The organism is Spirosoma sp. KCTC 42546 (assembly GCF_006965485.1).
Taxonomy (GTDB): domain Bacteria; phylum Bacteroidota; class Bacteroidia; order Cytophagales; family Spirosomataceae; genus Spirosoma.
In genome coordinates, this window is the sequence record NZ_CP041360.1 from 4,327,198 (window position 1) to 4,339,057 (window position 11,860).

The window sequence follows — 11,860 nt, forward strand, 5'->3', positions numbered from 1 at the left end:
TGAGCGTTTTATAGCGTCTGTTTTCGATTTCGTGACCGTAAATAGATTAGCCAACCAGCGCCAATCAACGCAATCAGTGCGTAAACTATGTAGCGTAAATTGAGTTTTGATGATACCTCAACTAATCTGGTAGAACGGGGAGGCTCAAATGTCAACGCTTCATTAGCAATTGGTTTATTGAGGACGGGCTGGTACGTCAAGCTCATTTTTACCAACTGCTTAGTTTTACTGATTGAATTATTTTCATCGATCCGGCGCAACAGGAAGGTATTCTGATCAACCCAGAGAACAGCCTCCTTATTTTTCCAATAAGCCCCAGGAACGTGCCCTGTAAGTCGGTAGCAGGAACTCTTATCCAGTGTATCTGTGCCGATCAATTTCACATCTTTTAACGAGTCGATACCCCAGCCAGCGTCAGTACGTTCAGCGATAAGTAAGAAAGGAACTTTGCGGGATGCGGTACCAGAAACGCCTGTAGCAATACCTAAAGCTGAGCCCAATGAGGCTTCGTGGCTCGTCGAATCCCATAAAGACCACCATACGTGTACATCCCCCTCCTGACTCCAGATAACCATCTTTTCTGGCTTATCATCTGATGATTTAGGCTGGGTTTCATACTGAAAACGGAATCGCCCGCCTTTCCGATCATACGCCATCGTAAAGTCCTGAATCGTCGTGAATTTTGGTTTTGTCTGACCAATTTCGTAAAAATCAGTTTGTACACGCCCCTGATCCTGATACGTGGTTGCTTCAGCGTAAACACGTAGCATCCGGTCAAAAATCTGCTTTCCTGACATATCCTGGCTTTGTCCCGGCACTATCTTCAGAAGAAGAATACAACCGGCCATAAACCATTTTGCCAGGGAGAGCTTGAATTGGCCAGTAACTATTGTAAGTCGCACTGATTTCATTTGAAGCTATTTTTCAGGGTGTCAACCAACGTATTGATCTCATCTTCGGTATTAAAATAGTGGGGCGAAATACGTAGCGCGGTCGTTTTCATGCCCTTTTGATCAAAATCCAGAATTGCCGCTCCATGTGGACTGAGTGAGGTATTAATATGCTCGGCTTTCAACGCCAGTTTAAGATCGGCAGCCGATTTACGGTCGCTAAACAACGTTATGATGCTGGCCAACCGCTGGCCTTCATCCAATAAACGAACGCCCGGCACCTTGCTTAGTTGACTACGTAACATGCCGCATAGTTCCTCATTTCGTTTTGCAATAGTTTCAATGCCTACGTTCAGGGCATATCGATTGGCTTCGGCAGCTCCTAGAACCAGAGCGTAGGGGAATTCCCAGTTTTCAAACCGGAGGGCGGTTTTTATCGGTTGAAACGTATCCGCCGATTCCCAGCTAGCCCCATGCAGGTCGATAAACAGGGGGGCCAGATTCATGGATAGAGCCTTATCGGAAACGTATAGAAACCCCGTCCCACGCGGTCCCCGCAGGAATTTTCGGCAGGTCGCCGTCAGAAAATCACAGCGAATCTGAGTCACATCTACAGGCAATTGCCCCACCGACTGGCAGGCATCAACCAGATACAATACGTCATTCTCCCGGCAAAGCTGACCAATCGCTTCGACCGGCTGAACCAACCCTGAGTTAGTTGGCACATGGGTCACGGCAACCAGTTTCGGGCGTAATGACTTAATCTTCTTCGCCATGTCCTCGACCGAAACGCCATTTCCCGGTTCATCCGCAGCTCGAACAACTTCAACGCCAAACCGCTTTTTCAGGGAAAGGAACGCGATCTGATTGGAGACATAATCGTTGATTGTCGTCAGGATAACATTACCCCGCTCAAACGGAATTGCGGACAAGGCCTGCGCGTAAGCATCTGTTGCACTGGACATTGCCGCAATATTGTCGGCGGTTGTATTCAGCAGTTCAGCGGTAGACGTATAAAAACCTCGAATGGCGTCTTTGCGAGCGTCGGCGGCTTCGTATCCACCAATTTCGGCTTCCAGTGCGATGTGATCCGTAATCGCGTCGATAACCGGCTTCGGCATCAGCGATGCTCCGGCATTATTAAAATGAACGACGTGCTGAGCACCGGGGGTATCGGCGCGGAGGGAAAGGAGATCAAGCATAAAAATTATAGACTATAAAACCGACGCCAGCGAAATAACCGTCAAGCCATCAACATCGGTAAAATCGGCCACATTATTTGTCAGGACTGGTTGATTATAGATCAGTCCTGTAGCCGCAATAATTGAATCGCCAATCGAGCGTTTGCGTTGCTGACGTAGTCGAATGGCTTCAGTGATAATATTATCTGTGATAGGCAATACAAACGCAGTAGTCAAAAAACGCTCTAATTCAATCTTATGTTTGGCTTGAAGACGATAAAAACCTAATACTTCCAGCTTGGTAATTAATGAAATAAAAGGCAACTCTTCCTGCTGAGCCAGGTATATGCGCAATGAGTCATATCCAGGTTCAAGGGAATAAATAAGTATATTACTGTCTAGAATCATTCTTCTCGACCATCAAGTACTCGATCCCAACTACGTATTTCTCGTTGCCATTCGGACGGGTCACCAAATGACGCACCAACTCCCCCTCCAGAGGCTATTTCTTCCATTAATTTTAGGAAGTCATTCTTTTTTTTATCAATATCCTGTCGATCAACAACTCGTGCGTTTAATCTCGGAAGCAGAGCAAGCAGTAATTCTTTGTCCTGTGGTGTATCAACTTCTATTAATAGCTGTTCCATAACTTTCTTGTTTATCCAGCAAGATAACAAAATCAAGCCGGATTTACTTCGGTAAGACTGGCTAGTCGTAGGCTTACCGCTCGCTTATGCGCATCCAATGATTCGGCCTCGGCCATTGCTTCCACCACGGGACCCACGTTCTGTAAACCTTCGGGCGTAATGTACTGGACCGTAATTTTCTTCACAAAACTATCCAGGGATACACCACTGTATGCCCGTGCGAAACCATTAGTAGGAAGCGTGTGGTTGGTACCCGATGCATAATCGCCAGCGGATTCGGGCGTGTAGTTTCCGAGAAAAATAGAACCTGCGTTGATAATTTGGTCGGCTACTTCTTCCGCGTTTTCAATGCTCAGGATCAAGTGTTCGGCGGCATAGTCGTTTAACAAGTCGATGGCATCAGCTTGGTTATCTAGCAAAATCATCTTACTGTTTTCCAACGCTTTAGTGGCCATTGCTTGCCGGGGAAGTCGACTTAGTTGCGTACTTAACGTCAGGTTAACACTGTTAAGTAGCTTTTTACTAGTTGAAACCAACAACACCTGACTATCAGCCCCATGCTCTGCCTGTGATAATAAATCGGCAGCGACAAAGGCGGGTATGGCAGAATCATCAGCATACACCGCTACCTCACTCGGTCCAGCGGGCATATCAATGGCCATGCCTTCTTTTGCGACTAACATCTTGGCGGCTGTCACGTATTGATTGCCCGGACCGAAGATTTTATACACCTTCGGCACCGACTCTGTTCCGTAGGCCATAGCGGCAATGGCTTGTGCTCCACCAATGCGGAATACCTTTGTCACACCAACTAGTTTCGCGGCAAAGTATATAGCGGGGTGATTACTCGGTGTACAAAGCACTACTTCCCGGCAACCCGCCAGTTGCGCTGGAATACCCAACATTAAAACCGTACTAAATAATGGAGCGGTACCGCCTGGAATATAAAGCCCTACCTTTTCGATACCTACGCTTTTTCGCCAGCACAGTACCCCCGGCATCGTTTCGATTTTCTCGACGGGCTGCTTTTGTCCTTCATGAAACAAGCGAATATTCTGATACGCCTGCCGAATAGCCGCTTTTAGCCCATCGCTCAGTTGCGCTTCGGCTTCGTCAAGTTCATCAGGGCTAACTTGCAGTTGACTCTTGCTCAACTCAATCTTATCGAATTTCTCCGCCAGCTCAAGTAGCGCACCATCTCCGCCAGCACGAACCTGCGCTAATATAGGTGCCACCGCAGCCTCGATCTGCTGTGTCGACTGAACAGGACGAGCCAGCAAAGCAGGCCATTCAGCACGGGAAGGAAACGGGATGATATTCATTTTTGTAGGAGCGAGGAGCGAGTAGTGAGGAGTGAGAATGGCTGGCGCGTCCATTTGCTTGCGTCAGCCATTCTCTTTCCTCACTACTCGCTCCTATATACTTTTAATAAATCATTTTCTCAATCGGGATAACCAGAATACCTTCGGCACCGGCGGCACGGATGGCTTCAATGTTTTCCCAGAACTCATTTTCATTCAGTACCGAATGAACCGAACTCCAGCCTTCGGTAGCCAACGGGGTTACGGTCGGGCTTTTCATACCCGGTAGTAAGGCTGTTATTTGGTCGAGAGCATGATTCGGCGCGTTTAACACAATGTATTTGTTGTTTTTGGCCGCCTGTACCGATTTGATCCGGAACAGGAGTTTATCAACCAACGACTGCTTATCCGCATCCAGTTCAGGGCGTGCAATGAGAATGGCTTCAGAACGAAATATTGTTTCAACTTCCTTCAACCCATTACTCAGTAACGTACTTCCCGAACTGACAATATCGCAAACGGCTTCAGCGAGCCCGATGCTGGGTGCAATTTCAACCGATCCACTAATCTCATGAATCTCGGCCCGAACGCCCTGCTCGGCAAGATATTTCCCTAATAAATTCGGATAAGACGTAGCAATATTTTTACCGTCCAGGTGCTGAATGCCCGTCCACTCCACACCACGCGGAACAGCGATGGATAGACGGCACTTAGAAAAGCCCAGTTTGTGAATCGTTGTTACTGGCCGACCAGTTTCAACGGCAACATTTTCGCCAACGATACCTAAATCGGCTACGCCATCTTCAACGTAACCAGGAATATCGTCGTCGCGCAGGAATAGGAATTCAGCGGGGAAGTTCGACGAAACGGACTTGAGCTTACCGGTGCCGTAGTCGAAGCGGATACCACATTCTTTGAAAAGCTGGTATGAATCTTCGCTTAACCGACCGTTTTTTTGCAGAGCAATTCGTAATACAGAAGACACAGTGAATGTACGATGTACGAGTTACGATGTACGAGTTTAGCGACACACCTTGTAATTCGTTGATTTTCAATTAAAACCAGAAACAGCGATTGACCGATGTGTGGTTTATTAAATTAGGGGGCAAAAATACGCGAAAATGGACAGGTTTCGACGTTTGAACAGGACAACACCTGGTTGCACGGGCTTAGCAGCCGCGATGATGGCGACGATGTCGGAAAGGAGAATGAGTGGCCCGTTGGGAAATCATAGGGCAAAGGTAAGGAAGAAAATGAGAATGAACCAATTCAACAAAAAGTCCTTATCAGCCTGCTCGTTCGTATCTTTGTCTATGCTTTTGGACCACAATCAACAAACATCAATAAAATCGGCAATGTCTATCCTGCCCGTTATGGAAGCGTTTTACACACTTCAGGGCGAAGGGGCACATTCAGGTAGAGCAGCTTACTTTATCCGGCTCGGCGGCTGCGACGTAGGCTGCTTCTGGTGCGATGTCAAAGAATCGTGGGATGCTGATGCACATCCTAAACTAACAATTAATTCCATCGTTGACGGGGCATTACAGTATCCCGGACGGATGGCCGTCATTACAGGTGGAGAACCACTCATGCACGACCTTTCTGAGCTAACATCGGCTCTGCAATCAGCAGGTTTTCAGACCAATATAGAAACATCGGGTGTGTGCCAGGCAGTTACGGGTTCGTGGGATTGGATTTGCTTTTCACCAAAGAAATTTAAAGCGCCCAACCCCGACATTTACAATAAAGCGAACGAGCTTAAAGTTATTATCTACAACCAATCTGACTTTGCATTTGCCGAGTCGTTTGTGCCTCATTTACGACCCGATTGCAGGCTCTTTTTGCAAACCGAATGGGGTCGTTCCAATGAAATGCTACCTCGTATCGTTGAGTATGTAAAAGATCACCCGCAATGGCAAATATCGTTGCAGACACACAAATACATGGACATTCCATAAAGGGAGAAAGGGAGGAGAGGAGGAAAGGGACAAAGGAACTTTGTTCTATAGTTCGTCTTTTTCTCCCCCTCCTCCCTTTCCTCCTCTCCTCCCTTTCCTCCTTTTCACAGGATACGAAGGCTAAGGAACTTTACGCCCAATCCATCAAGCTATTTGGCGAACGGAAAGCAGATGAGGCTATTCCATATATGGAGCAGGCCATAAAACAGGATCCAAATTTTACGGATGCCTACCTCAAGCTCGGACAACTCTACGAATTCACGAAACGATACGATCCCGCTCTGGCCGTCTATCGGAATGCCATAAAACTCCAGCCCGACAGCCCCGCATCGGGAGCAGCCTATCAGTCGCTGAGCACTACCCTGCTTCGGCTAGGCCGGTACGGCGAAGCCCTCCCCTATCTCGAAAAATACCAGACGATGTTTGCCCCTCAATCGGCACAGGCAAAACGAATTGCCCGACAGATTGAAACGGCACGCTTTGCCCAGGAAGCCATACAACATCCCCAGGCCGTTGACCCCAAACCGCTTTCGTCCATATTGCAAACGACGCCTTCGCAATACTTTCCCGTACTAACTGCCGATGAGCAAACGCTGGTCTTTACAGCGCTGAAACCCGAAGGGGACGAAGATCTGATGACGGCCACCTTCAATGGTGAAACCTGGTCCCCTCCTACCTCACTTGCCAGCAACATCAACACACCCGAAAACGAAGGGACAGCCAGCCTCTCGGCCGATGGACGTACGATTGTATTTACGGCATGCCAGGGTCGTAAAGGATTCGGTAGCTGTGATTTGTATGCAAGTCATAAAACAGGTAGCGATTGGTCGACTCCAGAAAATCTAGGACCAGCGATCAATACACGTTATTATGAATCACAACCCGCCCTATCGGCAGATGGGCGCCAACTTTATTTTGTTTCTGACCGACCAGGCGGAAAAGGTCGGCGCGATATCTGGCGGAGTGATCTTACTACCACTGGGGATTGGAATGAACCTGTCAATCTGGGCGAACCGATTAATACCCCGTTTAACGAAGCATCACCCTTTATTCACCCCAATGGGCAAAGTTTGTTTTTTGCATCAGAGGGCCATATTGGTATGGGTGGTTACGATCTGTTTGTGGCCGACAATTGCGCATCCGGCTGGTCGTCACCAACAAATCTAGGTTATCCGATCAATACGTCGGAAGACCAGGCTTCGTTATTTGTATCAGCAAATGGAACACGAGCCTATTATTCCTACGAAGAACAGAAAGACGGTGTTTCGCAGAAATCACGGCTATACACCTTCGATTTGCCAGAATCGCTACGTGAACGAATTAAACCGGTGAGCTATCTGAAGGGAATTGTAACCGATGCCAAAACGAAAAAGCCGCTAGCAGCAAACCTTGAATTAATTGATCTAAAAACGAATCAGGTCGTTTCAAGGGTCCAGACCGATAGCCAAACGGGTCAATATACTGCCGTGCTGCCAAGTGGGGGTGAGTATGCCCTCTATGTGAGTCAACCTGGGTATCTGTTTAAAAGTCTATCCTTCGATTTTACCCAGAAAACTAAAGGTGATGCCATGTCCCTGACGGTTCCACTGGAACCAGCGTTGGCAGGCACATCGGCCAATGAAACTTTGAACAATCTGTTCTTTGAAACCGGTCGGTACGATCTGGCAGACAAGTCAAAGACCGAACTTGACCATCTATCTACTTTTTTACAGGCCAACCCAACGTTTAAAGTGGAGATTTCAGGGCATACTGACGACAAAGGTGATGCTGCTATTAATCTGGCGCTCTCACAAAAAAGGGCTCAGGCAGTTGTTGCCTATCTGGCCAAAGCAGGAGTTGAAGCCAGTCGTATCAAAGCGGTTGGTTATGGTAAAACCCGTCCCCTTGTTCCAAATACAACAGACGAAAACCGACGGCTCAACCGTCGTATCGACTGGAAATTACTTTGATTTACAGGGCAGGAATTACAAAATACGTGTAGGCTCACAGTAGCCGAGTTCATATTAAATACATTGTACATCGCAATTCATAGTGCGTAAATCATTGCTGTTTGCGGGATTTTTTTCAATTTTGTGTACGTTGTCTCAATACCCTCACTTTTTAGGGAGCGGTATTTTTAGTTACCAGGCAACTCATTCCCACTGCAATGACTTCCGAACACGTTAAGTGCTTAATTATAGGTTCCGGCCCGGCCGGTTATACGGCTGCCATTTATGCCTCACGGGCGAATATGAAACCCGTACTCTATCAGGGAGAACAACCTGGTGGACAACTTACCATCACTACCGAAGTAGATAATTTCCCAGGATATCCCAACGGAGTTCAGGGTCCGCAAATGATGCAGGATCTGGAAGCCCAGGCCCGTCGATTTGGTACTGACATCCGCTATGGGATGATCACAAAAGTTGTGTTCGCTGAGCAGCCCGGTCCGAATAATCCCCACCGGGCTCTTGTTGACGACAAATACGAAATCACCGCCGATTCGGTCATTATTTCGACTGGTGCCTCCGCCAAATGGCTTGGCCTACCTTCCGAAATGCGACTCAATGGTCGGGGGGTATCTGCCTGTGCAGTCTGTGATGGCTTCTTTTTCAGAGGCCAGGATGTGGCCATCGTAGGCGCTGGTGATACAGCTGCCGAAGAAGCCAGCTATCTGGCCAACCTCTGCCGCAAAGTGTATATGCTGGTCCGGCGCGATGAAATGCGGGCGTCGCAGTTTATGCAACAGCGCGTCAAAACAGCCCATAACATCGAAATTTTGTATAACTCAGCAACCGAAGAAGTGTTGGGCGACGAAGATGTGACGGGTGTTCTGGTAAAGAATACCGTAACCGGTGAAGAACGCGTTTTAGACGTGACAGGATTTTTTGTGGCTATTGGTCACAAACCCAATACCGATATTTTCCGGGAATTCCTCGATCTGGATGACAATGGTTATATACTGACCGAGAAAGGAAGCACCCGAACCAATATACCCGGCGTATTTGCCTGCGGTGACGCACAGGATAACATCTACCGTCAGGCGGTTACAGCAGCTGGCACAGGCTGTATGGCAGCCCTCGACGCAGAACGTTATTTAGTCACGCTGGAAATGCAGGGCGAAGAAATTGTTCATTAACAAAAAGTAGTTTACGGTTTACGGTTTACGGTTTATGGTTGGCTGACGCATCCTCTTGCTCGCGTCAGCCAACCATAAACCGTAAACCGTAAACCGTAAACTCATCAACTTATCGATGAGAAGAACCGCTACACAGTGGCTACTGGCCATTGGGTGCTTGTGCATTACCGTAACAGCACAGGCCCAGGAGCGCGGGAGATTTAAAAATAACCTGCGTATCGCGCCCAAAAACGGATCAAGTCCGAATGCCCCGGTCGTTGAACAGCCGCAAAAAGCGGACGACCAGTTTGAACAGGAAACAACTCAACTGCGCTTTAATAATCAGTTTGAGCCGAAAAAAGAATTAAACCCGGTTGTTAGCGAAGACACCAGCCAGCTCGATCAGGGTGAAACTAGTGTAGTTGAAGTCATAGACTCTGTGCTCGTTGGTAACGAATGGGTAAAGATTGCCGATTACTATGCCGTATGGGATTCCCGCACTATTGACCCCTATAATATCAACCCACTCGAATTTGACGAAACGATTGATATCAAGTTATATGATCCCCCTGCTAACCGTTTTTGGTCATCTCCACTGGAAATCGGCAAAATGACCTCTAATTTCGGGTATCGCTGGGGGCGCTGGCATACGGGTACCGACCTTGATCTTGAAACTGGTACGCCAATCTATTCGGCCTTCGATGGTGTTGTTCGAGTAGTGGGTTGGGATGGTAATGGGTACGGACGCTTCGTGCTGGTCCGCCACTATAATGGTCTCGAAACACTCTATGGACACATGTCCAAACAGACCGTGGAGCAGGGGCAACTGGTTAAAGCTGGTGACCAGCTTGGCCTGGGCGGTAGTACCGGCCGCAGTACAGGACCACACTTACACTTTGAGACGCGGTATGAGGGCAACCCATTCAGTCCATTGAATATCTTCTCATTTCCAGAAAACACGATTAACTCCGATCATTTTCTGCTAACAGGTTCTGTATGGGATTACCTGCGGGGTGGTCGTTCATCCTCCTCAGAATCAAGTTCAAGACCGCGATTAAAACGAACCGTATTACACAAGGTGCGGTCTGGTGAAACGCTCAGTTCTATTGCCGATCGGTACGGCCTATCGTTATCTGCGTTGAAGCGCAAAAACCATATTTCCGGTTCACGACTTCGTCCTGGGCAAAAAATACGTGTACACTAAAGGAGGTATTGGATTTTAGCAAAAATTCACTACATTTGCACCCTCATTTCCAATTTCATACACAACACATGTACGCAATCGTAGAGATCGCAGGGCAGCAATTCAAGATCCAAAAGGGTCGCCATATCTATACCCACCGGTTAGAAGGCGATGTGGACGCTGCACTTGCCTCCGACAAGGTGAAGGTTCTCCTTGTTGATAACGAAGGGAGCATTAGCATCGGTGCTCCAACTGTCGCAGGAGCGACGGTATCTGCTAAAATCGTCGAACACCTTAAAGGCGAAAAAGTTATCGTCTTCAAGAAGAAGCGTCGGAAAGGATACAAAAAGAAAAACGGCCACCGTCAGTATTTGACGAAGGTCATGATCGAAGACATAACTCTTTAACATAGTAGTTAGGAGCAAGGAGTGAGAATGGCTTACGCGTCAGCAACTCCCCGCTCCTAACTCCTGACTCCTTAAAAAAATGGCACACAAGAAAGGTGTAGGTAGTTCCAAAAACGGCCGCGATTCGCACAGCAAGCGGCTGGGTGTTAAGTTATTCGGCGGTCAATCGGCCATTGCCGGCAATATCATCGTCCGCCAGCGCGGTACAAAACACCATCCTGGCAAAAACGTTGGACTGGGCAAAGATTATACACTATTTGCTCTGGTAGCAGGTACCGTGAAATTCCGTCCAGGTCGCGATAGCCGCTCGTATGTAGATATCATTCCAGCTGGCCCGTCGGCAGTTGAAACTGCTCCTGTAGCTGAAGTAGCTGTAGCCTAGTCAGGCACTTTTAAGCTTATAAGGTTTTAAAATCGCCCAGGCTTAACGAAAAAACCCGTTTAACATTAGTTGAACGGGTTTTTTCGTATAGAAAAACTAAAAAAACGGCTCGACTGTTACGTCTGTACAACTACTGGTCGATGTGCTGGTAAACTGAAAACGTTCCTGACAATGAATCCAACGCTAAACCGTCCCGTATCTATTTTTACGGAAGGCAGCCCTAACCCGAACTCCATGAAGTTCGTGGTTAATTTTGAACTTGTACCTACTGGGCTTACATTCGATTATGCTACACCGGGTGATGCCCTTCTTGAAGGGAAAGCATCACCTTTAGCCGTGGCGCTCTTCGGCTTTGAGTTTGTACGTCGTGTCTTTATTTCGGGAAATTTTGTAACCGTCACGAAAGATGATGAGACCGATTGGGACGAGGTTCTGTTTGAGGTCAAACTCTTCCTTAAAGAATATTTCGGTGAGCAGAAGCCTGTTTTCTCGCAGCGGACGATGGATACCAACACCACGAAACTGGATATGGATTCTGAAACCGTACAGAAAATAAAAGCGGTGCTGGATCAGTATATCAAACCCGCCGTTGAATCCGATGGAGGAGCTATTAGTTTCTATTCCTTCGATGAGCCCAGCGGCACCGTAAAAGTTCTTTTACAAGGATCTTGCAGCGGTTGTCCATCATCTACCCTTACCCTCAAAGCAGGCATTGAAAACCTTCTGACTCGTTTGGTGCCTGAAGTTAAATTAGTAGAGGCCGAAGGGGTATAAGCCTATAGAATCACAAGCTGTCAATAGAAAAACGCTATCA

13 protein-coding genes are annotated in these 11,860 nt (G+C 47.6%); 7 read left to right on the forward strand and 6 right to left on the reverse strand.

Annotation, left to right across the window (positions count from 1 at the left end):
• Positions 1-8: 8 nt before the first annotated feature.
• The 6 genes from EXU85_RS17670 to hisG form a co-directional block, all read right to left on the reverse strand.
• On the reverse strand, positions 9-911 hold the full coding sequence (locus EXU85_RS17670) for a DUF2092 domain-containing protein (protein WP_142773351.1): 903 nt from the start codon (positions 909-911) through the stop codon (positions 9-11).
• On the reverse strand, positions 908-2,092 hold the full coding sequence (locus tag EXU85_RS17675; protein ID WP_142773352.1) for an aminotransferase class V-fold PLP-dependent enzyme: 1,185 nt from the start codon (positions 2,090-2,092) through the stop codon (positions 908-910). The genes EXU85_RS17670 and EXU85_RS17675 overlap by 4 nt, the downstream gene beginning before the upstream one ends.
• A gap of 12 nt (positions 2,093-2,104) precedes the next feature.
• A complete protein-coding gene (locus EXU85_RS17680; RefSeq protein ID WP_142773353.1) occupies positions 2,105-2,479 on the reverse strand; it encodes a type II toxin-antitoxin system VapC family toxin in 375 nt (124 codons plus the stop codon).
• Positions 2,476-2,718, reverse strand: a complete 243-nt coding sequence (locus EXU85_RS17685; RefSeq protein WP_142773354.1) for a hypothetical protein — start codon at positions 2,716-2,718, stop codon at positions 2,476-2,478. The genes EXU85_RS17680 and EXU85_RS17685 overlap by 4 nt, the downstream gene beginning before the upstream one ends.
• Before the next feature lie 32 nt (positions 2,719-2,750).
• Entirely contained in the window at positions 2,751-4,040 is a 1,290-nt protein-coding gene (gene hisD / locus EXU85_RS17690; RefSeq protein ID WP_142773355.1) for a histidinol dehydrogenase, read from the reverse strand.
• Between the two features lie 103 nt (positions 4,041-4,143).
• Positions 4,144-5,004, reverse strand: a complete 861-nt coding sequence (gene hisG / locus EXU85_RS17695) for an ATP phosphoribosyltransferase (RefSeq protein WP_142773356.1) — start codon at positions 5,002-5,004, stop codon at positions 4,144-4,146.
• A gap of 328 nt (positions 5,005-5,332) precedes the next feature.
• Here hisG and EXU85_RS17700 point away from each other — a divergent pair, with 328 nt between their 5' ends.
• The 7 genes from EXU85_RS17700 (at position 5,333) to EXU85_RS17730 (ending at position 11,820) form a co-directional block, all read left to right on the forward strand.
• On the forward strand, positions 5,333-5,977 hold the full coding sequence (locus tag EXU85_RS17700; protein ID WP_371731911.1) for a 7-carboxy-7-deazaguanine synthase QueE: 645 nt from the start codon (positions 5,333-5,335) through the stop codon (positions 5,975-5,977).
• Entirely contained in the window at positions 5,932-7,926 is a 1,995-nt protein-coding gene (locus EXU85_RS17705; protein WP_142773357.1) for an OmpA family protein, read from the forward strand. Before EXU85_RS17700 ends, EXU85_RS17705 begins: the two co-directional genes overlap by 46 nt.
• A 197-nt stretch (positions 7,927-8,123) precedes the next feature.
• Entirely contained in the window at positions 8,124-9,095 is a 972-nt protein-coding gene (gene trxB, locus EXU85_RS17710) for a thioredoxin-disulfide reductase (protein WP_142773358.1), read from the forward strand.
• Positions 9,096-9,210: 115 nt separating this feature from the next.
• On the forward strand, positions 9,211-10,278 hold the full coding sequence (locus EXU85_RS17715) for a peptidoglycan DD-metalloendopeptidase family protein (RefSeq protein ID WP_142773359.1): 1,068 nt from the start codon (positions 9,211-9,213) through the stop codon (positions 10,276-10,278).
• 68 nt (positions 10,279-10,346) lie between these two features.
• Complete coding sequence (rplU, locus tag EXU85_RS17720; protein ID WP_142773360.1) at positions 10,347-10,664, forward strand: 50S ribosomal protein L21; 318 nt, start codon at positions 10,347-10,349, stop codon at positions 10,662-10,664.
• Between the two features lie 79 nt (positions 10,665-10,743).
• Complete coding sequence (rpmA, locus tag EXU85_RS17725) at positions 10,744-11,046, forward strand: 50S ribosomal protein L27 (RefSeq protein WP_142773361.1); 303 nt, start codon at positions 10,744-10,746, stop codon at positions 11,044-11,046.
• A 171-nt stretch (positions 11,047-11,217) separates the two neighbouring features.
• A complete protein-coding gene (locus tag EXU85_RS17730) occupies positions 11,218-11,820 on the forward strand; it encodes a NifU family protein (protein ID WP_142773362.1) in 603 nt (200 codons plus the stop codon).
• Positions 11,821-11,860 lie beyond the last annotated feature (40 nt).

Bases quoted from the DNA above. Each gene is read 5' to 3' on its own strand.
- trxB (WP_142773358.1), top strand. From the start codon at position 8,124: ATGACTTCCGAACACGTTAAGTGCTTAATTATAGGTTCCGGCCCGGCC.
- EXU85_RS17715 (WP_142773359.1), top strand. From the start codon at position 9,211: ATGAGAAGAACCGCTACACAGTGGCTACTGGCCATTGGGTGCTTGTGC.
- EXU85_RS17705 (WP_142773357.1), top strand. From the start codon at position 5,932: ATGGCAAATATCGTTGCAGACACACAAATACATGGACATTCCATAAAG.
- rplU (WP_142773360.1), top strand. From the start codon at position 10,347: ATGTACGCAATCGTAGAGATCGCAGGGCAGCAATTCAAGATCCAAAAG.
- EXU85_RS17700 (WP_371731911.1), top strand. From the start codon at position 5,333: ATGCTTTTGGACCACAATCAACAAACATCAATAAAATCGGCAATGTCT.
- EXU85_RS17675 (WP_142773352.1), bottom strand. From the start codon at position 2,092: ATGCTTGATCTCCTTTCCCTCCGCGCCGATACCCCCGGTGCTCAGCAC.
- rpmA (WP_142773361.1), top strand. From the start codon at position 10,744: ATGGCACACAAGAAAGGTGTAGGTAGTTCCAAAAACGGCCGCGATTCG.
- EXU85_RS17680 (WP_142773353.1), bottom strand. From the start codon at position 2,479: ATGATTCTAGACAGTAATATACTTATTTATTCCCTTGAACCTGGATAT.
- EXU85_RS17670 (WP_142773351.1), bottom strand. From the start codon at position 911: ATGAAATCAGTGCGACTTACAATAGTTACTGGCCAATTCAAGCTCTCC.
- EXU85_RS17730 (WP_142773362.1), top strand. From the start codon at position 11,218: ATGAATCCAACGCTAAACCGTCCCGTATCTATTTTTACGGAAGGCAGC.
- EXU85_RS17685 (WP_142773354.1), bottom strand. From the start codon at position 2,718: ATGGAACAGCTATTAATAGAAGTTGATACACCACAGGACAAAGAATTA.
- hisD (WP_142773355.1), bottom strand. From the start codon at position 4,040: ATGAATATCATCCCGTTTCCTTCCCGTGCTGAATGGCCTGCTTTGCTG.